The organism is Lederbergia graminis (assembly GCF_042655485.1).
Taxonomy (GTDB): Bacteria; Bacillota; Bacilli; order Bacillales; family Bacillaceae_C; genus Lederbergia; species Lederbergia graminis.
In genome coordinates, this window is sequence record NZ_JBHSMC010000020.1 from 196560 (window position 1) to 218738 (window position 22179).

The following is a 22179-nucleotide window of genomic DNA, read 5'->3' on the forward strand; positions in this document are numbered from 1 at the left end:
GAGCCTGAGCTAGACAGGCGCATATTGCGCCGAGGAGGCTTCCGAACCGCCCGCGGAAAGCGTAGTGTATTTCCGTAGCGGCATAACTAATCTATAACTTTGCTCAAATTTACATTTAGGATATTTTTGTTTTTTACCTTCCCATCAATCCAACTTATACAACACCCACATCTGCGCTGGTCCACCTGGGATGTCTTCCCACGTGCCGACATTTGCGCCACTGTCAATGTTGGCACCACCTACATCAAGTGATTTACCACTCGCAACATTAAACAATTTATAATATCCACCCCCAACATGGACAACTCTCCACTTTTGGATGTCAGTATTATTCCATGCTTGCACGTTCACATTTGCCCACGGTGTTTGTGGATCACCTTCAATCGCCAAAACCATATTCGTCGCAGGATTTACCACTTTATAACTTCCATCCTCCAACGCTACCATTTCCCAGCGCTGAGAATCTCCTCCTTCGGAATCATCCCAAGTGAGAACATTATTCCATTCATCCACATGTAATGCTTTATTCCCATGTGGATTTACAAGCTTATATTCCGCACCTGATTCCACGGAAGCGGTAACTTTCCCAGAGATCTCAATATAATCGATTTCGAGTTGATGTTTTTTCTTCGTAAACTCGATCATATTGTTGTAGCCTTTTCGAAGCTCTACATCCATCGTGACAGTACTAAAATTATTTTTCCCAGTACTAGGATAAGAGAGAACGGTCGCCGGCTTGCCATTAACAGATACATAGCTTGTCGCATCTGGACCAGCATAATTAGAGTACTTCACCGTCATTGTATACGTTCCCGCTTCTGGAACATTAATATCCTCGATTAACAGTGAACTATTGACATTATTAAGAGATACTGTTTGGTTCGTAGAATTCTTTACATTATTTAGCTTCACTTTATGCAATGTTCCATGCTCTGCCTCAATGCGATATTCACCGGATGGAACTGCTAAAGGACCATTCGTTGGAATACCGAAATCTGGTGTAGCATCAGCGTTCCAGTTTACTTCCTGCATGCGTGTCGGTCGTGCACCACAACCTTCTCCTGGATTGTTATTGCCATGATACACAATCCAATCCTGTGTTCCATCCTTTGATTTTACAAAGTAATTATGTCCAGGCCCATATACGCCATTTTCAGGAGAACTTTTAAATAATGGTTCAGCTGATTTTGTCCAAGCATTAGGATCTAATAGATTGCTATCTTCTGAGGTCGATAACATTCCAATGGCATATTGATCCATCCAGCATGCACTTGCAGAATAAACTAGATGCACTTTGTCTTCTCTTTTCAAGATAACAGCGCCTTCATTTACATGCATCCCATACTTTTCCCAAGCATATTCTGGGTATGTTAAAATTTCATTTTCACCGGTTAATGTCCACGGGTTCACCATTTTGGCAATGGCAATCGCACTACCATGCTGCCCAGACCAGTTACCATAGGCCGCATATAAGAAGTATTTTTCACCGTTATGTTCAAAAACCGTTCCATCAAGACCAGAATATTGTGTGTTGATTCTTCCTTTATCTACCCATTCCCCTTCTAACGGATTGGCAGAATCATTTTCAAGTACATACACACCTCGACATGCATCTCCACAGCCTGTATTCGCAGTATAGTAGATATACCATTTTCCGTCGATATGATGTATTTCAGGCGCCCAAATATCATGTAAGTTTGCAGGTCTAGTCCAAACTGTTTTCCGCTCCCCAAGATCAATTCCTGTTAAGGTACGCGATCTCCAAATATCGAGACGATGTCCAAGTGTCCGCATGAAATAATAATAACCATCATCATGAAGCATTACATACGGATCCGCTCCTGCTGTATTCACCGGATTTGAAAATTCTTCGGTAGACACTGTTACTGCTGTCGTATCGGAAAGATTTTCTGCATAAAAAGATGAAGTAAGTACAAGTGAAAACATAATAAACAATAACGCTACCCTAAAAATCCTCCTACCCTTTACATCCATTTCATCCACCAACCTTTCTGGGACATGGGGTCAGTTTCCTCGTCCCATTATGCATTTGAAATACTACTTTTGTCTCACGCCCTAACACTCTGCTGGCCAATGCTAAAATGCTTTTCCCCCCTACTTTTCAAATTAGCCAACAACAATTTAATTTCCATCTTACATTCATAATTACCTTTAATTTTCTGAATTTTAGGTATATGTATCTAATAAAGAACACCTCAGGTAGGTAATAAGAACGATACGGTCCAATAATTGATTTTCGAATCTGAAAGAAAGTTATGTCATAATAAAAAAAGAATAAAAGGAGGAGAGTCTATGTATGTAACAATCGCCGATTTTATTAGAGAGTGGAAATGGGAGGCATCACTAACAGAAAAAGTGTTAGATGGTCTTACTGATGATTCATTGCAACAAAAAGTATATCCAGAAGGACGCACTTTAGGACGAATAGCGTGGCATTTTACTACCAATATCCCAGAGTATTTGACCCACTTTGGTTTTAAAATTGATACAGACTATGATGGAGAAAATGTTCCAACATCTGCTGTAGACATTGCAAATACATTTAAAGATATTAGCGCTCTAGTACCAAAACTCTTAGAACAACAGTGGACAGACGAATCTTTACTGGAAGTTCAAATCGCTTTTGGCAGGGAAGAAACAAATACTCAAATATTAATGGGACTCATAAAGCATATTATTCACCACCGTGGCCAAGTTACTGTTCTAATGCGCCAGGCAGGACTAAAACCTTTCGGAGTTTACGGGCCTCCTAAAGAAGATTGGATTCATTTAGGTGTGGAAAATCCACCACTATAATAAAATATAGCAAATAAAAGGACAGTGGTATGTGTACCTCTGCCCTTTCTCCAACCATTATGGCGCAATCGCATCATTAGCTTCTTTATATTGATTATTTGCCAAATCGTTTATTTGCGTAATGTAGTCTTCTATCTTAATCGTCCCTTTTACAGCTGCTTCCAATAGTTGACTAATATTAGCATTCAAATTGTCCTCAATTGCTACACCAGTTGGGGCTTCCCATCTGGATTGAACATAGCCAGGCACTGTCTTCACTGGTTCTACTACCGCTTTGTCTAAGTTTTCGTATGCCTTCCTTAATCCTGGAAGAGATTGAAGTTCGAAATACGCATCTAATATTTCTTGATCTGTTGTAACTGGTAAACTATCTAATCCAAACCCTTCCTCTTGTGCAATTTCTAATCGTTTTAAATAGCCTTTTTTCCCAAAACTCATCCATTTCGCAAATAAATAAGCTTCTTCTGGGTGTTCGGTTGTCTTAGATATTCCCATATAATCATTCGCTACAACAGTTCGGCCACCTGGAATGCTAACGAAGTCCCAGTCGAATTCAGCATTTTCCTCAAAAAATGGAATTGCCCATGTTCCATCCCATGTTAGTCCGATACCACCGTTAACGAAAACCTCTCCACCCCATTCACCTGAAAAATTAGCCTTTTGCTCATCTGTCAGTCCTTCATATGCGTTACCGCCTAGCATAAGATTACTAGCCAAATTCAATCCATTGATAAATTCCTTGCTATCTAAGTGGTAGCCTTCATCTGTCAATGTATACCAACCAAGGTTGTCGGTCACTGCCGTAGGATACCAGTCTAGTATTGCCATAGCATTTGCAAACCCAACCTTGCCCTCATTAATATTTGTTATATCTCGAACAGACGAGACAAAATCATCGATACTCATTCCGTGTTCAGGAACATCTAAATTCGCTTGATTATATAAATCTTTGTTCACATAGTACCCTAAGAATTGTTGTCCTGCTGGAACCGCATAAATAATATTATTGTAAGTTGCAGCATCGCGAACAGCTTGTGGTACATTAGCAAATTCTGGATCATTTGAAGCTATTACTGTAATATCTAATAGCCATTCATTTGCTACACCAGGGGGAACCTCTGCCAGCATAAAGACGTCTGGCATTTGCTTTGCACTTGCTGCCGTAGCCAATCCATCTGTCCATCGATCATTTGGAATCGATTGATCCAACTCTATTTTTATATGTGGATATTCTGCTTCAAATGCCTTAATTAGTGATCTCTCTAGATTCGGCTCATCTTCCGTCCCTTTATTCCATGTTCCAAACGAAATCGTAATTTGTTCTTTATCTCCTTTTTTCTCAGTATCTTTCTTATCATCAGAAGATGTTTGATCACTGCTGCACCCGATAAGCAAGATGATGATGGTTGTTATAATCATGAAAAACTTAAACCGTTTCATCAAATCCACCTCACATTTTTTCTTATAAGGCCAGTGTGTCATAACGACTTGGCAAACGCTTTCATTTCTTTATCGAATCTTCATTACGGAAAAATGAAATGTCCGTTATTGATTGATACTTATTAATGACTGAGATTGTGAATTATCAATAACTTCCTCCGCAGTTACCTCTCTCTCTAATTTGTTGGATAAATAGATTCCTTCACTTATAAGCATTGTTTGCAGAGCAAGTTCTGCTGTCGGCAATAATTCCACCCTGCCTTGCAGTGCTGCGATCCAATGATGTTGTGATGAATCGTAGGCATCTGTATTTTCTTCTAATTGATGCCATCTATAATTTGCGCTACCTAAATCAAAGGTTCCATCCATATCCATTCCATTTACAGATGTATAGTAACTAAAAGGAGTATTCACCCCATTCGTGTATCCAGGAAATTGGATTCCACCTTGATTTCCTACAATATAACTACCTTCAAAACCTCCAAGATGGATGGCCCAAGATTCGATGATATCCATTGTTAACCCTTGTTCAAATCGGACAAAACCCATCCCAAGTTCTTCAACATCAATACCACTTATTTGTTTCCGTTTTTCATCCATATCTAGTTCCTGATATGTTTTACCAGAAACCGTTTTCATTTTTGGCATATTTAATAAGTATAGTAACTGCGATATGCGGTACACTCCCATATCAAATAATGCGCCACCTGAAGCTACTTTTTTCTGGAGAAATTCCTTTGTTCCGTAACCATCTACATAAGGACGCCCTTTTCGCCTAAAACCAGTGGAACGAGCGTGATAGATGGTTCCTAGATTTCCTCCATCTATTAATTTTTTCGCTGCTTTCGTTTCTGTGGCGTATAGGAAACTTAAATGGATGTGTAACTTCTTCCCATATTCCTTTGCAGCCTCTAGCATTCTCTTTCCATCGATATATGATCCTGCGATTGGTTTTTCACAATACACATGTTTTCCAGCTTGCAATGCCGCAATGGTGATCGGTGCGTGAAGGTTATTATGAAGACACACATCAATCGCATCCAAATCATCCCGCTTCAGCATTTCTCTATAATCCGTGTACGTATGAGGGATATTGTACTTTTCCGCAACATATGCTAACTCTGCTTCGTTAATATCACATGCTGCAACTATTTCCACACCTGCTATTTCAGCATAGTTATCTAAATGGGTCTTCCCTATAATTCCAACACCTATAATACCAATCCGAATCGTATTCAAATGTCATATACCTACCTTTTTCTTGGTTTGCATATTAATCCAAGTATTTTTAGCAGTAGCAAATTGCCATTCCACTTGACTAAACTCATTTATGCCAGAGTGATGTTCAATTCCAAGGTGTCCCTTATAACCAACATCCTCCAAGATTTGTAGTTTCTCTTCACAATTCGGTATAACCCATGCAGCTAAGTGAGTATGAAATGCATATTTTGCACATAGACGATCGCCATTCTCTTTGTCTACATCCCAATTGTCAAAGTGTAATAGAATTCCAAATGATGGATGATCGACTGCTTCATACACTTTTCTAATATTTTCAGGTACTCTGGAAGCTCCCCAATGATTTTCAGGCCCTACCATAAATCCAGATTCTTGAGCAATATGAGCATATTCTTGATAACGTTTCACCGTATATTCAAACTGTTCGTCGGTCATCTCCAAATCTCTTCCACCCATATCAATCCGAACAGTTTGTGCACCGAGAATTTCTGCAGCACGTAGGTTCTTCAACCCATTCTCATACCATTGCTTTCTAGCATCCGGGTCAACATCCCAAACTTCCGCAGCATCTACACATAGATTTGCTAGATACATATCTTTCTCGTCCATTGCTTCTCTTACTTTCTTTAAATAATCTTCATCATAACTATCGAGCATCATGTTCCAAATATCTGCTGAGTTGAGATGGTAGCGATACTTCACCGTTTCTAAATAATGAAAAATGTCCATTTTCCCTTCTCGGTGTAATCCATTAAATGAGTAAGACGCAATTGTATATTTCATTTTACCCCTCCTATTGGTATTGGATTTGTATCATCTGTCAGCTAACGCTTCAAACTAGAATCATACACTCCTCTGTTTAAAAGCTTGGTATTTATCTGACTAATTTGATAATATCAAGAGAATAAGAGATGTGAAATATACAAAACTATTCAAATTTGTATATTTCAATACTAAATTTCTAAGCGGTGGTGATATAGATGATGAATATTCAAGGAGTCTATCATGATGTGAATCCGACTTGGAGTATAAAGAATGACCAAGGTTGTGACACTCTTGTCTTTGTATGTGAAGGAAAAGTAGTCTACTGGATTAATAACGAACGCTTGGAATTAAAGAAAGGAGATATTCTTTACATTCCATTTAGTATGGAACGAGCCTGGGAGAACCATCCTGAGGAATTACACCAGAAATATACGGTTGTCTTCTTCTGGGAAGATCTAGAACTAAAAAACGCACTGAATTTCACGAAGCAAAATAATATTTTTCACTTTAACACACATAATGCCGCATACGTTGAACAGCGTTTCTCCAAATTGTTTACACAGTTTTTAGCAAAAAGGGTCTATTATGAACAAATGTCCAGTCACATCTTAAGTGAATTGCTAACATTACTTGCTCAAGAATCATCCGAACAACGTACCTCACCCGCAAGAGAACTGATTGCAAGGAAAATACAAGAATATATATTAGCGAATTTCCGTAAAAACATCACCATAGAAGAACTAGCAGATTTAGCTGGTGTAACACCAAACTATATATCCGTTATCTTTAAAGAAGTCGTCGGATATACTCCAATCCAATACCTTCATCAACTTAGAATCAACACAGCCATCAATCTATTAAAAAATACATCCATGACCATACACGAAATAGCTGAATACCTAGGATACTACGACCAATCCTACTTCAACCGCATGTTCAAAAAATGGATGGGCACCAACCCTAGCCATTTTGTATAAGGGACAGGGGGGTCAAGGGACAGGGGGTCAGGTTCCTTGTCCCAGTTTTCTCGCAAGGACGGCGCGTCCGGTTCTCGAAGATGCGGGACAGCTTTCCTGACCCCGCGTCCCACTCCCGAAAACGGGACAGCTTTCCTGACCCCGCGTCCCACTCTCTACCCCCGATTCTTGACGGAATCTCTAAGGACGATGGATGTTTCGAATGTATGATGGACAATGTTTCCGTCTGGGTTTTGGATGCGGTGCATTAACATTTCACTTGCTTTTTGCCCCATGAGTTCCTTGTTAATATCCATCGTTGTTAATGCGGGAATGGCATGCTCCGAAATAATCGACTGTTCATACCCGATGATGGAAATGTCTTCCGGTATCCGTATTTTTTGTTCATATAAATACCTCATAGCCCCGACCGCAATCCCATCACTTGCTGCAATGACAGCGTCTGGATGTTTGCCACTATCCCATAGTTCCCTCATTGCACGAAAACCTGCATTTCCAGTATAGTCCGTAAATACAACAGCACTATCGACATCACGCTCGAATTCCGCTAACGCCTTATTAAAACCTGTTAACTTCCCTTTCGATGCTTGAGCTTTTTCTGGTCCATTAATAAATACAATATTACGATGTCCTGTTTCTAGTAAATGCTTCGTTCCTAGATAGATGGCATTCGTCACATTAGGTGCAACCGAGTCAACCCCAGGAACTAGTCGCCCTACAATAACAGCCGGAATCTTTTGTTCTTGCAATTGTTGAATGAACTCGTCATGAAAAAGCCCGCCGATGATAAATACGCCATCCACTCGTTTGTTTTTGATCAAATTTGGAAGATTTTCGGAACCATCTGCAGCATAGCGTTCACTTAACAATCCATAGTCCGTATCTTTTAAGTGTGATGAAATTCCGGTGAAAATATCATAAAATAAGGTTTCCGTCACCGAATCAAACGAATACGACTTTTGTGTTGCTTCATTTACGAGAAAAACCATCCCAAGAATGTTTTTCACCTTCGTTTGTAGTTCCCTCGCCGCCATGTTCGGGACATACCCCAACTTTTTAATCGATTCCAACACTTTCAATTTAGTCTCTAACTTCACAGCATCACTATTATTAATAACCAATGAAACTGTACTTTTTGATACATTACAATCTTTTGCCACGTCCCAAATTGTTACCATATCTTCACTGCCTTTTAATACGTGATGTATATTTTTTTAAAAGGCTCTGTTAAATTTCATTGTTGTTAACTACTTAGTTGATTGTAGCGGATGTACACGAGACTCCTGCGGGAACAGCACGAGCCGAAGATCCACTTGGCAAAGCAGTTTTCTTTGCCAAGTTAGCTGAGGCCGTGCCCGCGGAAAGCGAGTGTACTGGAGCGAAAATCAACAACAGAGTTTAACAGAGCTTTTTTCAAAAAACTCCTCCAGCAATTACTAGAGGAGTTACATGTTTGACCACATTACTTCTTATTAGCTTTTAATGTGTCATACCCATCTTGATAAATTTGAGTGAATTCTGCAAGTCCCATTTTATTTAAGTTTTCTACATAACTATCCCAATCTTTATCAATATCTGATCCTCCCGTAATCCATTTCGCAGCCATTTCATCTGTGTACGCAATAATATCTGTTTGATATCTAGAAATGTTATCATACTGCTCTTTTGTAAATAAAATTTTCGGGTAAACCCAATCAACTAGTTTTGGTTCAGATAGTTCAAACCATTCATCTTTATCCGGGTCTAATACACCTGGCTTCAAGTTAGATAAATCAACACTTTCGCGCATCTCTTGTGTATATCCATACGGGAAATTGTTATAAGGTGTCTCTTTTACACGCCACTCCCCTGCTGTATATCCTTCAGGTGGTGAAACAATCCCATACAGTCCATTATCTTGCATTTTTATACGATTCGGTCCTTCACGAAGCATTAACGACATTTCCGGTTCAAATGCTCTATCAATCCATCGAATCGTTGCTTCTGGATATTCATTTTCAACCGTAATCGCAAACGCAGCTTGATTCAATTGTGGATTCAGTAACCCACGAATTTGGTGTCCCTCAGGACCTTTTAGTGCCAGGAGTGGGGAACCATAATCCCATTTATAATCTGGATTCGTAATTTGGTCCGGACTCCATCCAAAGAAGGCACCAACATTTGCAGTGTCATCAGCTGACAACTTAGCAATCAGATCAGATGATTCTAACGTAAAAATCTCTTGATCGATCAACCCTTCTTGATAAAGAGAGCTAATGTATTTGATTACCTCTTTATATTCAGGTGATGTACGAACAAACTTTACTTTGTCATCTTTTAAAATAAAAGTTTCATCCAATGTATTAAAGGAACCAAACAAGAAACCTAAACCATGAAGACTATCCCCATAAATTCCAGCAAGAGGAATTTCATCATTTGGATCACCATTGCCGTTCATATCTTCTTTCTTAAAAGCTTCGAGAGCCGCTTTAAATTCTTCTGTTGTCTCCGGCATGTCCATTCCTACTTTTTCCAACCACTTCTCGTTAATCCATAATGTGTTTCCACTCACTAGTTTATATTTTGACATGTTTGCGTATGGAATCGAGTAAATATGACCATCAGGAGCTGTAATTGCGTCCCGAACTTCCGGATGTTTATTTAAAAAATCCGTTAAGTTCGGTGCATATTTTTCAATCATATCCTCTAGAGGAACAAATACACCTTGTGCACCATTTACCACAACATCTGACGGGCTTAAGCTCAAGATCACATCAGGTAAGTCGCCACTAGCAAGCATTAAATTTCGTTTCGTTGTCCAATCCGAGCTTGGAGTCAATTGCCAATCAATATTCATATTCGTTCCTTCATTGATTTTCTTAATCGTCTCTAAATTATTATAATCGGATCCCGTTCTCGCATCATATTTACCTGCAATCGAAATGGTAATTTCCTCTTCCATGATTGGTAATCCAGTTTCGTTAAAATTTTCATCTGGCCCCGACGATTTCCCACTCGTTTTGATGCCACAACCTGCGACTAGGAGCGAAAGTGATAAAGCTAATCCAGACACTGCCATGAACCTTTTTTTCATTGTCATGTAAAATCCCTCCAAAATATTAGTAGATTCATTACCCTTTAATAGATCCAATCATTACCCCTTTTACAAAATAGCGTTGTAAAAATGGATAGATTATAAGAACCGGTAAACTAGAAACAATGATTAATGAATATTTAACTAACTCTTTATAATGTTGGGCCTCTGCGATCATTTCTGGATCAACCGCACCATCGCCAACTTGTGCAGCATCTTGGCTCGCAATTAAAATACTGCGTAGTATTAACTGCAACGGGTATAACGCTTGGTCATATAAGTAGATTAAAGCTGGGAAATACGAATTCCACTCACTGACCGCACTAAACAAAGCAATAACAGCAATAATTGGTGTCGATAATGGCACGACAATTTTAAAGAAAAACTTCGTTGTTGAGCACCCATCCATTTTTGCGGCTTCCATTAATTCTTCTGGTATCGTTGATTGAAAAAAGGTTTTAGCTACAATGATATGAAAAGCTGATACTGCTGATGGGATAATGACAGCCCAAATCGTGTTCATCATCTGTAAGTCTTTCACTAATAGATAAGAAGGAATTAACCCACCGCTAAAAAACATCGTAAACACAATCATAAACATGAAAAAGTTTCTTCCAACTAAATCTTTTCGTGATAACGCATATCCAGCTGTCAATACTAAACTCCCACCGATAAGGACGGATAAAATCGTATATAAAAATGAATTGACATATCCCTTCCAAACTTCTGCGTTTTCTAGTAGAATCTCATATCCTTTTAACGTAAAATCTTTTGGCCATAGCCACACTTTTCCAGCATTGACCACGATAGGATCACTAAAGGATGAAATAACGATTAAATACAGTGGGTACAAAATTAAAATCAGAATGATGCTAAGTAACCCATAGTTTACGAAATCAAACAGCTTATCCTTTCTGGACCTTGGAATTTTTCCTAAATTATCCATATCCTCACCACCTAGAACAGACTTTGTTGTTTTAACTTTTTCGCTAATTGATTCATCATGATGAGTAAAATAAAATTCAACACATTTTCAAATAAACCAATTGCCGCTGCATAGCTGAACTGTGAACCTAGTAAACCAGTTTTATACACATATGTTTGAATGACTTCCGAGGAAGCAATGTTTAATGAATTTTGCATGAGCAATACTTTTTGATACCCTAATGTGACAAAGTTGCCAATTTCGAGAATAAACATGATCATAATAACGGGCAAAATGCCTGGTATATCAATGTGACGAACCCGTTGAAATTTACTGGCACCATCGACAATTGCCGCCTCATGCAAATGTGGATCCACGGAAGTTAAAGCAGCAAGATAAATAATTGCACTCCAACCAGTTGTCTGCCATATTTCTGATCCGACAAAAACTGTTTTAAACCATTCATTACTCCCCATAAAATAAATAGGTTCGCCGCCGAATAATTGAATGATATTATTCACAAATCCATTTGATGGTGATAAGAAAATAAAAATCATCCCCACGAGCACAACTACGGATATAAAATGCGGTGCATAAGTTACCGTTTGGACGAGCTTTTTAAAACGTGTCCGTGTCACCTGATTAAGCATCAAGGCAAATATAATCGGTAATGGAAATGCGAATAGTAATTGATACAAGTTAATTTGCAACGAGTTTTTCAATAGATTCCAAAATTGATAGGATTCAAAAAATCGTATAAAATGTTCAAAACCTACCCATGGGCTTCCCCAAATTCCATAAAAAGCAATAAAATCTTTAAACGCAATTTGCAGTCCATACATAGGGATGTACTTGAAAATAACAAAGTAAATAATAGTTGGTAAAAGAAATAAGTAGAGTTCCCAGTTTCTTGCTATTCTCTTGAAGATGGAAAGTCCTTTACTTTTCTTCTTTACTACCTTTTCAACTTGAAGTTGTGTAACTGTATCCATCGTTCCCCTCCATTCTTGGAGTTGTTATTATTCAGTTGCATTAAAAATGTAAAACTAGTCCATCGTAGGCACATTGCACCCCGAAATTTTTTAGAATAGCGCTTAATTCCTCATGGTTCGGACAATGTTGATGTGTGAAATGTGTCGCACAAATTGCTGTCTTCTCTGTAATCGCGCCAATTTCTTTCATTTTAGAGATCATCTCTTCGACCCCATTTATACTTAAATGCCGCGTCTGACCTGGAAGATTTGCGATATTAGTCCCAACTGTGCACTCGATAATTAATTGGTCAAGTGCGATCCCTTCTAAGTGAGGCCAAACCTCATCCTTATATACCGCTGTATCGGATGCGATTAATACTCTAGATGTGCCATCATCAATGATGTAATTCACTGCGTCCCCGACTTGTGGATAATGGGTTGCTTTCACTGCTTTTATTTGATAACCCGCTAGAGTGATAGAATCATAAGGTAAAATTGGGATGCGACGAATTCCCATCGCCTTATCTGTTACTCCAGTTCCATTCAATAGTGTCATCACCGAAGGCGGTGCTATAAAATCCATTTGTGGTTTCTCTTCACGATTTGGAAACCCTTGTTTACGCACGACAAGATTTGCTGCATCAAAATGATCACGATGACTATGTGTGATAAGTGCATGTTTCACATCCATCAGATGAACATCATGCATATTACAAGCTACTAATAAATCTGGACCCATCTCGACTAACAGATCGTCGTTAATGAGATAATTGCAACGTTTGCGCAAGTCCTTGCCACGATTTTCTCGGGCATACTCACACCTTGGACAATCACAATACGGAGACGGGATTTGATCAGCTGCTGCTGTTCCTAAAAAGGTAATCTTCATTCGTAATTGCTCCTTTTCAGCTATGTATTATTGTGTTACTTCTTCTTTTTCTAAATGGCGAGTGCAATTGTATAACTCATATTCCCATCCATTCGCGGACTTTTTAATAATCGTTATCGATGTATTATGAAGCGAATCGTTATGATCTGTTTCAAGAGGGATTAGTTCATATAATGTTTCGATCATAAACTTTCCGTGAGATACGACTAAAATAGTCTTACCAGGGTATCGCTCATGCATCTCCTCCACAAAATGCCTACCTCGAATGCGCATGGATTGATTACTTTCCTGCCAAAGCTTAAGACTACGCCAATCTTCCCCCCATATCCTAATGCGATCCTCTTCAATCGTTCCTTGAATCTCCCCACGATTTTGCTCCCTCAAACGCTGATCAAAATGAATCGGTAAATGAAGCTGCGAAGAGATGATTTCAGCTGTTTGCTTCGTTCGTAGAAGATCACTAGAATAAAAGAAATCATATTCCCCTTCTGCTAATCGCCTCGCTACTATCTCTGCCTGTTTAAAACCTCTCTCATTCAAAGGATTAGCTGCATGACCCTGTGCTCGCTTCTCAATATTCCAATCCGTATTGCCATGTCGAACAAAAACAATTCTCGTCATCTACTAAACTCCTTTACATCTATTTGGAACGTTCCAAATACAGAATAAGCTATCAACATTAACCCGAAGTTAACATCACGTAAAATCAATATTAATTGTTGGTAAAGGCTGGGACATGGGGTCAGGAAAGGTGTCCCGTTTGGTGGTGGTTGCGTGGGACGCGGGGTCAGGAACTGTGTCCCATTTGGCGGTGGTTGCGTGGGACGCGGGGTCAGGAAAGGTGTCCCGTTTGGCGGTGGTTGCGTGGGACGCGGGGTCAGGAACTGTGTCCCATTTAGGAGGGATTGGGATTGATTGTTTCAACGTGACTGCTTCACGAGGATTTGATTTTAGAAGGGCACGATGCGACTTCTTGCGTGACCTCTTCCCACAGATCTGACTTTACCTAGGAACGATGAAGCCCCCAACATGACCACCTTACGAAGTTTCAACTCTAGCTGGGCACGTTGAACCTCCTTGCGTGACCACTTCACCAAGATTTAACCCTAACCGGGAACGGTGAACCTTCCAGCGTGACCACCGCACGAAGTTTCAACTCTAGCTGGGCACGTTGAACCTCCTTGCGTGACCACTTCACCAAGATTTAACCCTAACCGGGAACGGTGAACCTTCCAGCGTGAACACCGCACGAAGTTTCAACTCTAGCCGGGCACGTTGAACCTCCTTGCGTGACCACTTCACCAAGATTTAACCCTAACCGGGAACGGTGAACCTTCCAGCGTGACCACCTCACGAAGTTTCAACTCTACCCGGGCACGATGAACCTTCCAGCGTGCCCTCATCACGAAGTTTCAACTCTAGCAGGGCACGATGAACCTTCCAACGTGACCACCTCACGAAAATTCAGCTCCAGCTGGGTACGATGAACCTTCCATCGTGCCCACCTCACGAAGATTCAGCTCCAGCTGGGCACGATGACACTCACCGCATATCTACTTTACAAACTTTTCATCATCACAGACATGAGTAGCTACAGAACATCCCTCCAGAACACAAAAAAATAGAGCCACCTCTAAAAAAGGCAACTCTATTTATTCTAGGACGAGGTGGATGAGCTCTTGTCTTACATATGCTCTCCTCTATTTACCAAGAGTCATGCATTATCTTTTATTAGTGGGACAAGGAACCTGACCCCCTGTCCCATGTGACCCCGTGTCCCATGTCCCAAAGAGCCTGCCCCCTGTCCCACCACACCCCAGCTCAATTTAAAGAGGGACAACTCTCCTGACCCCTTGTCCCACCTGCCCCCATGTCCCACCAATCATTCCGGGAATAAGTCCGTTGATAGGTAACGTTCTCCCGTATCAGGTGCAAGGCAGAGTACTCGTGCATCACGTGGAAGTGTTTTTGCGATTTCCAGTGCGAAGTGGGCAGAAGCAGCTCCAGAAGCTCCGACGAAAATTCCTTCTTCTGCAGCAAGTTGTCTAGCCATTGTTTGTGCATCTTCATCCTTAATATGTAAGATTTCATCATATATATGTTGATTCAATATTGCCGGGATAAATCCTGGTCCTGTACCTGGAATTTTATGTGGACCTGGTTCCCCACCAGATAATACAGGTGATCCATGTGGTTCTACTACATAGATTTTTAAATCAGGGATTTCCTTCTTCAATTCTTCCCCTGTTCCAGTAACCGTTCCGCCTGTTCCCGCAGTTAATACGAAAGCATCTAGCTTCCCATCAAATGCTTCCAAAATTTCTACAGCTGTCGTATGGCGATGCGCATCAGAATTTGCTTCATTTTCGAATTGCATCGGAATAAAGCTATGTGGAATTTCACTTGCTAGTCGATTCGCCTCTTCGATAGCACCTGCCATTCGCTTGCTAGCTGGTGTTAAAATCACTTCTGCACCATACGCCTTCATAATTCTTACCCGTTCTTTTGTCGCGTTATCCGGCATTGTTACAATCCGACGATAGCCTTTTATCGCAGCAACCATGCAAATTCCAATCCCCGTATTCCCAGAAGTCGGCTCAATAATCGTGCTTTTACCCGGGATCAACTTTCCTTCTTTTTCCGCTTGCTCAATCATATTTAAAGCAGCACGATCCTTTACACTTCCACCTGGGTTAAACGATTCCAGCTTCATAAAAACTTGAGCACCATTCTCATCCGGTAACTTATTCAACTTTACAATCGGTGTTTTACCAATCAAATCAATTAACGAATTAAATATTTTCATCCATCTCTTCCTCTCTAAAAATAAATACTAACACAAATTTTCTTAATTTATAATTAAAAGTTATTGACTTTATTGCATATGTATATATAATAAATGTTATTATTCCGATTCATTAACTTTGATTTAATTATACATCGCTCATTTTAGATGCGCAATGACCAATTGGTTTTAGACATAAAGGGGTGACAAACATGTTCTTAACAATACAAGATGTTCAAAAAAACTTCGGAAATACGGAACAAGTGTTAAAAGATATAAATCTATCCATAGAGGAAGGCGAATTTGTTTCCTTATTAGGTCCTTCTGGTTGTGGTAAATCGACACTACTTAACATCGTTGCTGGGCTCCTTTCTCCTAGTGAAGGGCAAATAACGTTGGACAATCAAAAAATCATCAAGCCAGGTAAAGATCGTGGCATGGTCTTTCAACAAGCAGCTCTTTTCCCATGGCTTACTGTTGAAGAAAATGTCATGTTTCCATTAAAAAAAGAAATGAAAAAAGCAGAGGCACGAGAAATTGCTCATAAATACTTAAAACTTGTGCAATTAAGCAACTATGCAAAACACTCACCACATGAATTATCCGGTGGGATGCAACAAAGAGTGGCGATTGCACGGGCTTTAGCAGTTAATCCTCGAGTTCTATTAATGGATGAACCGTTCGGAGCACTTGATGAACAAACGCGCTCTCGCCTCCATCATGAACTTGAAAAAATCTGGATAGAAACAAAGAAAACAATTCTTTTTGTAACACATAGTATTCATGAAGCTATTAAACTATCAGACAGAATTATCGTCATGGGTACACACCCAGGCAGGATTTTAAAGGAAATCCGCGTGGATATCGAAAGACCACGGGAGCAGCACTTAGAGAAGATGGCAGAATATGAAAAAGAGATTTTGAACTTATTAAAAGTAGAATTAGATAAAGTAGAAAATGAGGAATTACAGTATGCATCTAGCTATTAAACGTATCAGCTTTTATGTTCTATTAGTAATACTTTGGGACGTATCCATTCGCATTTTTGACGTTCCAAAAATCATTCTGCCTGGCCCATTAGATGTTTTCAAAAGTTTACGAGATAGCATAGGCGATGGATCCTTATTTTCCGATTTAGGTGCAAGTTTTACTAGACTATCCATCGGTCTAGCAATTGCTTTAACAATCGGAGTTTTACTTGGAGTATTTTTAGCAAAAGTAAAAACTGCTGATGAAACAATTGGTTCTTTAATTATTGCACTACAAAGTATTCCAAGTATTGTTTGGCTTCCATTAGCGATTATGTGGTTTGGCTTAAATGAAAAATCGGTAATTTTCATCGTTGTTTTGGGCGCCGCAATTGTGATGACCATCAACATGAGAACTGGAATAAAAAATGTTACGCCACTTTATATAAAAGCAGCGCAAACAATGGGATCACGTGGAATTGACTTGTTTTTCCGGGTCATCTTCCCTGCATCCATTCCCTACGCCGTTACAGGACTTCGACTCGCTTGGGCATTTGCATGGCGTGCGCTTATGGCTGGTGAACTTTTAAGTACAGGTCCAGGATTAGGCTATACATTAAGATATGCGTCTGATTTTGGACGAATGGATATGGTAATTGCCATTATGGTTGTTATAGGAATTATTGGAGTAACAGTAGATTTATTAATATTCCAACGAATTGAAAAACGCGTCATGATTAAATGGGGACTTGAAGAGAAAAAAGCCGCATAAGGAGGATATAAAAAATGAAAAAGTGGATTTTATCATTATTTGTTTTACTAGTTGTAGGTGTTTTAGCTGCATGTGGAGATGATTCCGATGCGAATAAAGTAAAAATCGGGTATTTCCCAAATATTGACCATGCTCCTGCAATGGTCGCAAAGGAAAAAGGTTATTTCCAAGAGGCACTTGGTGAAGATGTAGAAATTGAATATGTGACATTCCCAGATGGTGGAACATTTATGACTGCTTTAAATTCTGGAGAAATTGATGCAGGATTAGTAGGACCTGCTCCAGTATTAAACAACTATTCTAATGGTGCTGATGTTAAAATCATAGGTGGAGCTTCATCTGGTGGTACAGTAGTTGTTGCAAGTAAAGAAAGTGGAATTAATAGTTTAGAAGATATCGAAGGTAAGACTTTTATCACACCTGGTATCGGTTGTACACATGATGTCCAATTTGAAAAGTTCTTATTGGAAAAAGGTATTGATAAATTAGCTTCAGACCGTATTGGTGGTAGTTTGAAACATACAACTGGAAAACCAGCAACATATCAAGGATTATTTGAATCTGGTCAAGTCGACCTCGCTGCAGTACCTGAGCCTTGGGCATCGATCCTTGTCGACAAAGGTGCAAAAGTAGTCGTAAGCACAGAGGAAATCGCTTATGGAGAAACACTTCCTAACGTTGTATTAGCTGCAAGTGGTTCACTTCTTGAAGATAGACCAGAAATTGCAAAAGCAATTTTAGAAGCGGAAGAACGTGCAGTAGAGTACATTAACAACAATAAAGAAGAAGCACTAGACATTACCATTAAAGCAATCAAAGATATTACAAAACAAGAGTTAGATAAAGACTTAATGGCAAAAGCAATGGAACGTATTACGTACACAACAGAAATCGATGAAGACTTACTAAAAGAATTCGGTCATGCTTCATTTGAACTTGAATTCCTAAAAGAAAAACCAAACTTCGACGGAATCGTCGTTTCAAACATCAACTAGACGCGTGGGTTACCCCCGCGTCTTTTTTTATGGGTCACGGGGTCAGGAACCTCGTCCCACCACCGAAACACCGCCCTCTCCCTTGGGACATGGGGTCAGGAACCTCGTCCCAAGGAAGGGACAATGTTCCTGACCCCACGTCCCTAGAAATAACTTTGAAATATGAATGCCATTTATGTAAACAAAATAAAATCTCCCTGTTCTTTGTCTATGAAAATTCTATGATACGATTATTTTAAATTAGCAATTAAAGAATAGGGAGTGTAAATGATGCTGAAAAAGATCATGCCGATTTTGGCAGGTACAGTTCTTACTTTAACAGTAAGTGCAAATGTACAAGCCGCAACCATTACAGTTGAAAAAGGAGATACTCTTTGGGGCATTTCACGGGAAAATAATATAACTGTTTCCGACATTAAAATGCTGAATGATCTTACAACAGACCTCATTCACCCTGGAGATAAACTAACAGTAGCTCCTAAAAAACAATATACAGTGAAAAAAGGCGATACTTTATGGGGCATTGCAAGAAGTCATGGAACTACCGTTTCACAAGTGAAAGAATGGAACAACTTACATACAAATTTGATTCATCCAGGACTAAAACTAGTAGTCTATGAAGGCGTACAAGCTAAGAAAGCTCCAACCGCTACAAAATCACAGCCGGCTACTACGAAACAAGCTCCAAAGAAACCAGCTGCACCAGCGGCAAAAAATACGAATTCTACTTCACAAACACCTGCAACAGCGGTGAAAAGTGAAAAAGAATTTATCATGACTGCTACTGCTTATACAGCTACATGCAAAGGATGTTCAGGCATTACAGCTACAGGTATCAATCTATTAGAAAACCCTGACTTAAAAGTGATTTCAGTAGATCCTTCTGTCATTCCACTAGGAAGTAAAGTATATGTAGAAGGCTATGGAGAAGCAATTGCTGGAGATACTGGTGGAGCAATTAAAGGAAATAAAATTGATGTATTTATCCCATCAAAACAAGACGCCATTAATTTTGGAGTCAAAAAAGTAAAAGTAACAGTTCTAGACTAAATAACTAGGAATGAGGGTTTCCCTCGTTCCTTTTTTGTATTTTTAAGACTTTATTTCATATAAACTCAAACTATAATAGAAGCATACATATCATAAGGGGATGAAAAGAATGAAACAAAATAAATATGATGATCCAAACTTCTTTTCTGCATATGAAAAGATGGAACGATCGATCAACGGTCTTGAAGGTGCTGGAGAATGGCATGTTTTTAAAAAAATGCTCCCTGATTTACAAGGTAAACGTGTGCTTGATTTAGGCTGTGGATTTGGCTGGCATTGTCGCTATGCACGGGAACAGCAAGCTAGTTCTGTTATTGGAGTAGATATTTCCGAAAATATGTTGGAAAAAGCAAGAAAAATGACAGATGATACCGCCATCTCATATAAGAAAATCCCAATAGAAGATATTAATTTTTCCAAAGAGCAATTTGATGTTGTCATCAGTTCATTGGCATTTCATTATATACAATCATTTAAAACGATATGTGAAAAAGTCCACTATTCCTTAAAACCTGGTGGTACATTCATCTTTTCAGTGGAGCACCCGATTTTCACATCACGAAACGAACAAGATTGGTGGTATGATGACGAAGGTAACCCTCTGCATTGGCCTGTTGATCATTATCAAGCAGAGGGGTTACGTGATACAACCTTCCTTACAAATAATGTTGTAAAATATCACCGGACTCTTTCCACTTATATCAATGACTTAATACAAGTTGGTTTTACCATAAAACAAGTTGAAGAACCCCTTCCATCCGAAGAAACGCTCCATAATATCCCTGAAATGAAAGATGAATTGCGAAGACCAATGTTTTTAATCATTTCCACAGAAAAAAGTACGGATAGATAACTTTAAGACGAATTGAATATGTAGCTACCAATTGGAACATATTATGTATACGTATGTTTTTCAAAGGTGGTAGATAGGATGAGTAATGCACAAGAAAGATTGAAAGAATTAATGGGTGATACATTACAGATTCTCGATCATATGAAGGTAGATTCTGAACATGAACAGTTGCTTCACCAGATTATTAATGGTTTAAATGAGCAAAAAGAAAAAGTCGATAAGCTAACAAATCAGCAAGAAGCAACTTCCATGAGCAGACAGCTAAGTGAGATTGAAGATATGTGTATTCAACTAGAGGCAAAGCTTTTAGAAGAATATCAACAATCAACAGACAATAATATTGACCAATATCAACAATTATCCATGGAAGAACAAACAGCCCAAGTTGACACCTACCATGACAAAATCGACTACCTCAGCACAGTCAAAATAAGAGAAAACATAAACAGATTAAAAGAAGCATTACTAAACATTTAGGGACGTGGGGTCAGTTTCCTCGTCCCATTTTTCAGTGGGACATGGGGTCAGGAACACTGTCCCAAATCTCTAAACAAAAAAAGACAAGGAATTTCCCCTTGTCCTCTAAGTTCCATAAAAATTACTTAGCATTCTCGTCTGGTTGGTGGATACCAAATATATTTCCTTCTGTGTCAATATAGTATCCTTGCCACGCCATGCCAGGGAGAGCGTATTTTGGTAATGCTACCTTCCCACCATTTTCGAGTATTTTTGCTTCAGTGGAATCATAATCTGCGACTCCCATCGTACAAGCATAGCCATTTAATGCTTGACCTGGTTCTGGTGGCGGACTTTGCCTTTGCATCAATGCACCATCAATTCCATGTTCACCTGCATCACCAGTGACAGCTCCGAAATAAGGCATTCCAGCATATTCGCTCCAATCCTCGAATTTCCAGCCAAATACCTCACCATAAAAACGTTTGGCACGTTCCATATCATCGACATGTACTTCAAAATGAACGATTCTTCCCATTCTACTACCTCCAATTTATTTCATAGAATTGGATCCTAAACAAATCCATACCAACATACATTCTACATGCTTGTTCGAAACCCTCTTTTATTATTGGAAAAAATATACAAAACTAAACAAACAGGACGTATGGATCAGGAAATTTGTTCCAATATATGACAAATTCTCCTTTCCCATACGTCCCTACTTTTTATTTTTCCAAATAGTTTTTTAATGCATCTAAATCTTTTTCACATGCTTTCTTGAATGTCCCTGCCATCATTTTACCGAATAATTTTGTTATTCCTAACAATCCATTAATTTCTCCTTGTAATGTAACTTCAGAAAAATCATCTGTAGACGGTTCGATTATGTAGGTGAAAATAAATTCACCTTTACCAGTGGTACCTTTCGTTCCATCACAGCGTAATACAATTTTATTTGGTTCATGAAGGTCGACCACTTCAAAATGCTCTGTCGCTTCTTTCCCATACATTTTTCTCGTTTCTAACCATTGACTTCCTACTTTCATAGAGCCTTCATCTAAACGTTCAATTTTAACAAGCCCTTGCATCCATTGCTCGGCAGCTTCGAGATCCAACAAACTATTGTACGCATTTTCCTTTGGTACATGAAACGTCTTCTGAACTTCAAATTGAATACTCATATGAACACCTCTTTACT

General features: G+C 39.2%; 21 protein-coding genes. 8 read left to right on the forward strand and 13 right to left on the reverse strand.

Going from position 1 to position 22179, the window contains the following annotated elements; all coding sequences use genetic code 11:
- Nucleotides 1-144: 144 nt before the first annotated feature.
- A complete protein-coding gene (locus ACFPM4_RS15415; protein WP_382353588.1) occupies nucleotides 145-1995 on the reverse strand; it encodes a family 43 glycosylhydrolase in 1851 nt (616 codons plus the stop codon).
- Between the two features lie 318 nt (nucleotides 1996-2313).
- On the opposite strand from ACFPM4_RS15415, the gene ACFPM4_RS15420 reads away from it, so the two are divergent.
- Nucleotides 2314-2817, forward strand: coding sequence for a DinB family protein (locus ACFPM4_RS15420; RefSeq protein WP_382353591.1), 504 nt, complete (start codon nucleotides 2314-2316; stop codon nucleotides 2815-2817).
- A gap of 57 nt (nucleotides 2818-2874) precedes the next feature.
- On the opposite strand, the gene ACFPM4_RS15425 is transcribed toward ACFPM4_RS15420, so the two are convergent.
- The 3 genes from ACFPM4_RS15425 to ACFPM4_RS15435 form a co-directional block, all read right to left on the reverse strand.
- Complete coding sequence (locus tag ACFPM4_RS15425; protein WP_382353594.1) at nucleotides 2875-4257, reverse strand: ABC transporter substrate-binding protein; 1383 nt, start codon at nucleotides 4255-4257, stop codon at nucleotides 2875-2877.
- Nucleotides 4258-4362: 105 nt separating this feature from the next.
- A complete protein-coding gene (locus ACFPM4_RS15430; RefSeq protein ID WP_382353597.1) occupies nucleotides 4363-5496 on the reverse strand; it encodes a Gfo/Idh/MocA family protein in 1134 nt (377 codons plus the stop codon).
- 3 nt (nucleotides 5497-5499) lie between these two features.
- Nucleotides 5500-6279, reverse strand: a complete 780-nt coding sequence (locus ACFPM4_RS15435; protein WP_382353600.1) for a sugar phosphate isomerase/epimerase family protein — start codon at nucleotides 6277-6279, stop codon at nucleotides 5500-5502.
- Between the two features lie 197 nt (nucleotides 6280-6476).
- On the opposite strand from ACFPM4_RS15435, the gene ACFPM4_RS15440 reads away from it, so the two are divergent.
- Nucleotides 6477-7238 carry a helix-turn-helix domain-containing protein gene (locus ACFPM4_RS15440; RefSeq protein ID WP_382353603.1) on the forward strand — a complete coding sequence of 254 codons (762 nt, stop codon included), beginning with the start codon at nucleotides 6477-6479 and terminating at the stop codon, nucleotides 7236-7238.
- A gap of 155 nt (nucleotides 7239-7393) precedes the next feature.
- Here ACFPM4_RS15440 and ACFPM4_RS15445 read toward each other — a convergent pair whose 3' ends face one another.
- The 7 genes from ACFPM4_RS15445 to cysK all read right to left on the reverse strand — a co-directional run bounded on the left by ACFPM4_RS15445 (nucleotide 7394) and on the right by cysK (nucleotide 15905).
- Nucleotides 7394-8416 (reverse strand): LacI family DNA-binding transcriptional regulator, encoded by a 1023-nt coding sequence (locus ACFPM4_RS15445; protein WP_382353606.1) that lies wholly within the window; start codon nucleotides 8414-8416, stop codon nucleotides 7394-7396.
- Between the two features lie 284 nt (nucleotides 8417-8700).
- On the reverse strand, nucleotides 8701-10317 hold the full coding sequence (locus tag ACFPM4_RS15450) for an extracellular solute-binding protein (protein WP_144928364.1): 1617 nt from the start codon (nucleotides 10315-10317) through the stop codon (nucleotides 8701-8703).
- A 31-nt stretch (nucleotides 10318-10348) separates the two neighbouring features.
- A complete protein-coding gene (locus ACFPM4_RS15455; RefSeq protein WP_382353610.1) occupies nucleotides 10349-11257 on the reverse strand; it encodes a carbohydrate ABC transporter permease in 909 nt (302 codons plus the stop codon).
- Nucleotides 11258-11268: 11 nt separating this feature from the next.
- Complete coding sequence (locus ACFPM4_RS15460; protein WP_382353613.1) at nucleotides 11269-12228, reverse strand: ABC transporter permease; 960 nt, start codon at nucleotides 12226-12228, stop codon at nucleotides 11269-11271.
- A 40-nt stretch (nucleotides 12229-12268) separates the two neighbouring features.
- On the reverse strand, nucleotides 12269-13099 hold the full coding sequence (locus ACFPM4_RS15465) for an MBL fold metallo-hydrolase (RefSeq protein ID WP_382353616.1): 831 nt from the start codon (nucleotides 13097-13099) through the stop codon (nucleotides 12269-12271).
- 27 nt (nucleotides 13100-13126) lie between these two features.
- On the reverse strand, nucleotides 13127-13720 hold the full coding sequence (locus ACFPM4_RS15470; protein ID WP_144928372.1) for a histidine phosphatase family protein: 594 nt from the start codon (nucleotides 13718-13720) through the stop codon (nucleotides 13127-13129).
- 1261 nt (nucleotides 13721-14981) lie between these two features.
- Nucleotides 14982-15905: a cysteine synthase A gene (cysK, locus tag ACFPM4_RS15475; protein ID WP_382353619.1), complete on the reverse strand. Its 924-nt coding sequence runs from the start codon at nucleotides 15903-15905 to the stop codon at nucleotides 14982-14984.
- A 191-nt stretch (nucleotides 15906-16096) separates the two neighbouring features.
- Between cysK and ACFPM4_RS15480 the strand changes: the two genes are divergently transcribed.
- From ACFPM4_RS15480 to ACFPM4_RS15505, 6 genes are all read left to right on the forward strand, one after another.
- On the forward strand, nucleotides 16097-16873 hold the full coding sequence (locus tag ACFPM4_RS15480; protein ID WP_382353622.1) for an ABC transporter ATP-binding protein: 777 nt from the start codon (nucleotides 16097-16099) through the stop codon (nucleotides 16871-16873).
- Nucleotides 16857-17624 (forward strand): ABC transporter permease, encoded by a 768-nt coding sequence (locus tag ACFPM4_RS15485; protein WP_382353625.1) that lies wholly within the window; start codon nucleotides 16857-16859, stop codon nucleotides 17622-17624. Before ACFPM4_RS15480 ends, ACFPM4_RS15485 begins: the two co-directional genes overlap by 17 nt.
- A gap of 14 nt (nucleotides 17625-17638) precedes the next feature.
- A complete protein-coding gene (locus ACFPM4_RS15490; RefSeq protein WP_144928380.1) occupies nucleotides 17639-18619 on the forward strand; it encodes an ABC transporter substrate-binding protein in 981 nt (326 codons plus the stop codon).
- Between the two features lie 270 nt (nucleotides 18620-18889).
- Nucleotides 18890-19669 (forward strand): 3D domain-containing protein, encoded by a 780-nt coding sequence (locus ACFPM4_RS15495; RefSeq protein ID WP_382353628.1) that lies wholly within the window; start codon nucleotides 18890-18892, stop codon nucleotides 19667-19669.
- Nucleotides 19670-19778: 109 nt separating this feature from the next.
- Nucleotides 19779-20522, forward strand: a complete 744-nt coding sequence (locus tag ACFPM4_RS15500; RefSeq protein WP_382353631.1) for a class I SAM-dependent methyltransferase — start codon at nucleotides 19779-19781, stop codon at nucleotides 20520-20522.
- 78 nt (nucleotides 20523-20600) lie between these two features.
- Nucleotides 20601-20999: a hypothetical protein gene (locus tag ACFPM4_RS15505; protein WP_382353634.1), complete on the forward strand. Its 399-nt coding sequence runs from the start codon at nucleotides 20601-20603 to the stop codon at nucleotides 20997-20999.
- A gap of 121 nt (nucleotides 21000-21120) precedes the next feature.
- Here the strand turns inward: ACFPM4_RS15505 and ACFPM4_RS15510 are convergent, their stop codons facing one another.
- Nucleotides 21121-21516 (reverse strand): VOC family protein, encoded by a 396-nt coding sequence (locus ACFPM4_RS15510; protein WP_382353637.1) that lies wholly within the window; start codon nucleotides 21514-21516, stop codon nucleotides 21121-21123.
- Between the two features lie 190 nt (nucleotides 21517-21706).
- Entirely contained in the window at nucleotides 21707-22162 is a 456-nt protein-coding gene (locus ACFPM4_RS15515) for an SRPBCC family protein (protein ID WP_382353640.1), read from the reverse strand.
- Nucleotides 22163-22179 lie beyond the last annotated feature (17 nt).

Coding starts and splice junctions, on each gene's coding strand:
- ACFPM4_RS15490 (WP_144928380.1), top strand. CDS start 17,639: ATGAAAAAGTGGATTTTATCATTATTTGTTTTACTAGTTGTAGGTGTT.
- ACFPM4_RS15515 (WP_382353640.1), bottom strand. CDS start 22,162: ATGAGTATTCAATTTGAAGTTCAGAAGACGTTTCATGTACCAAAGGAA.
- ACFPM4_RS15415 (WP_382353588.1), bottom strand. CDS start 1,995: ATGGATGTAAAGGGTAGGAGGATTTTTAGGGTAGCGTTATTGTTTATT.
- ACFPM4_RS15495 (WP_382353628.1), top strand. CDS start 18,890: ATGCTGAAAAAGATCATGCCGATTTTGGCAGGTACAGTTCTTACTTTA.
- ACFPM4_RS15510 (WP_382353637.1), bottom strand. CDS start 21,516: ATGGGAAGAATCGTTCATTTTGAAGTACATGTCGATGATATGGAACGT.
- ACFPM4_RS15500 (WP_382353631.1), top strand. CDS start 19,779: ATGAAACAAAATAAATATGATGATCCAAACTTCTTTTCTGCATATGAA.
- ACFPM4_RS15480 (WP_382353622.1), top strand. CDS start 16,097: ATGTTCTTAACAATACAAGATGTTCAAAAAAACTTCGGAAATACGGAA.
- ACFPM4_RS15470 (WP_144928372.1), bottom strand. CDS start 13,720: ATGACGAGAATTGTTTTTGTTCGACATGGCAATACGGATTGGAATATT.
- ACFPM4_RS15450 (WP_144928364.1), bottom strand. CDS start 10,317: ATGACAATGAAAAAAAGGTTCATGGCAGTGTCTGGATTAGCTTTATCA.
- ACFPM4_RS15505 (WP_382353634.1), top strand. CDS start 20,601: ATGAGTAATGCACAAGAAAGATTGAAAGAATTAATGGGTGATACATTA.
- ACFPM4_RS15435 (WP_382353600.1), bottom strand. CDS start 6,279: ATGAAATATACAATTGCGTCTTACTCATTTAATGGATTACACCGAGAA.
- ACFPM4_RS15465 (WP_382353616.1), bottom strand. CDS start 13,099: ATGAAGATTACCTTTTTAGGAACAGCAGCAGCTGATCAAATCCCGTCT.
- cysK (WP_382353619.1), bottom strand. CDS start 15,905: ATGAAAATATTTAATTCGTTAATTGATTTGATTGGTAAAACACCGATT.
- ACFPM4_RS15425 (WP_382353594.1), bottom strand. CDS start 4,257: ATGAAACGGTTTAAGTTTTTCATGATTATAACAACCATCATCATCTTG.
- ACFPM4_RS15485 (WP_382353625.1), top strand. CDS start 16,857: ATGCATCTAGCTATTAAACGTATCAGCTTTTATGTTCTATTAGTAATA.
- ACFPM4_RS15455 (WP_382353610.1), bottom strand. CDS start 11,257: ATGGATAATTTAGGAAAAATTCCAAGGTCCAGAAAGGATAAGCTGTTT.
- ACFPM4_RS15420 (WP_382353591.1), top strand. CDS start 2,314: ATGTATGTAACAATCGCCGATTTTATTAGAGAGTGGAAATGGGAGGCA.
- ACFPM4_RS15445 (WP_382353606.1), bottom strand. CDS start 8,416: ATGGTAACAATTTGGGACGTGGCAAAAGATTGTAATGTATCAAAAAGT.
- ACFPM4_RS15440 (WP_382353603.1), top strand. CDS start 6,477: ATGATGAATATTCAAGGAGTCTATCATGATGTGAATCCGACTTGGAGT.
- ACFPM4_RS15460 (WP_382353613.1), bottom strand. CDS start 12,228: ATGGATACAGTTACACAACTTCAAGTTGAAAAGGTAGTAAAGAAGAAA.